This window comes from Carboxylicivirga litoralis, assembly GCF_025499605.1.
Classification (GTDB): Bacteria; Bacteroidota; Bacteroidia; order Bacteroidales; family Marinilabiliaceae; genus Carboxylicivirga; species Carboxylicivirga litoralis.
The window spans coordinates 1-560 of the sequence record NZ_JAFMVC010000120.1; the positions used below are offsets into that span (position 1 = coordinate 1).

1 protein-coding gene is annotated in these 560 nt (G+C 33.4%); it reads right to left on the reverse strand.

Annotated features, from left to right (window positions below):
- Window positions 1–560: site-specific integrase (locus J1N10_RS21025; RefSeq protein ID WP_262328689.1), on the reverse strand; the 560-nt coding region annotated here is incomplete at its 3' end.

The window sequence follows — 560 nt, forward strand, 5'->3', positions numbered from 1 at the left end:
GTTATGAATTCATCATCAACATTCTTATACTTTAATCTGATAATATCGTTCATATTAGCCCCATTTAAAAGGTAACTAAACAGCCATAAATCTTTTGCTTCGTCACGATATGAAAACTCCTTACATTCGTAGTTATATATTTTTTCAATTTCATTCATTTTCAAAGCTCTTTTCACGTTTTGACTTGATGGAAGTTTGTAACCACCTTCACCAAAAGGGTAGTAATCCTTTGATATTGCACCCTCACGTTGAGCAATCTTGAATATTGTCCTTGTAGAAGCCATATAAGTATTGATTGATGACATTGAAAGATTTTGTGTCACCATCCATTGTTCATATTTCTCTAGTTCATTTACAGTTAGTTCTCTAAAGTCGATTTGATTACTGCCAAAATACTTTTTTAGGGTTCTCATTGCGGTAGTGAATTGCGCCCAACTACACCACTGGTCATTATCTCCAAATTCCTTAATACGCCTTTCAAAATAGAATAGAATATTTGTAAGGTCACCTCCAGCAATACCAAATTTTGTTTTAAACTGCCTGAACGAAAAAGTTTCCAT